This is a genomic window from Ventrimonas faecis, from assembly GCF_040096075.1.
GTDB classification, from domain to species: Bacteria; Bacillota; Clostridia; order Lachnospirales; family Lachnospiraceae; genus Brotaphodocola; species Brotaphodocola faecis.
Genome location: NZ_JBBMFJ010000079.1, coordinates 1 through 585 on the forward strand (window position 1 = coordinate 1; position 585 = coordinate 585).

General features: G+C 43.9%; 1 protein-coding gene. It reads right to left on the bottom strand.

Annotated elements, in window-relative coordinates; translation table 11 throughout:
- Positions 1 to 145 precede the first annotated feature (145 nt).
- Positions 146 to 585: GGDEF domain-containing protein (locus tag WMO41_RS15850; RefSeq protein ID WP_349230598.1), on the bottom strand; the 440-nt coding region annotated here is incomplete at its 5' end.

The following is a 585-nucleotide window of genomic DNA, read 5'->3' on the forward strand; positions in this document are numbered from 1 at the left end:
GATACGGACTCATCAGATATCATCGCGCCACCGATACTCACACTTAGATATTCACCTTCTGATACCTGAATTTGGTGAATTGCCGCTAGCAGTTGTGCTCCTTTTTTCTGTACCAACGCCGCATCAGTAATATTTGGCAAAAAGATTACAAATTCAATCTTGCAATCACATCACTCTGCCTGAACAGCTCTGTAAATACATCCGAAACCGCTTTGAGCATCTTGTTGCCCACCATATGGCCAAACCGGTCATTCACTGATTTGAAATGGTCAATATCAATGATTAGCAGCGCACCACACTTAAAGAGTGCCATGTTGTATTCCAAGTGTTTTACCAAACTTGCATAATTCAGTAACCCCGTCAGCGAATCACGCTCTGCGCTTCGCTGCAGACGCTGCACCTTTTTCACATCTTCATCAATCTTATCCGCACGTCCGACGATGCGATAAATCTTGCCAGATGCATCTGCCACGCTCGTATAATACGAACGATAGAAATAGAACTCTTTCCCTTCAAAGCATCCCATAAAATCAACAAATCCCGTCATCGGTCTTTGCATTGCCTCTTCATATGCCGCTTTGTGAG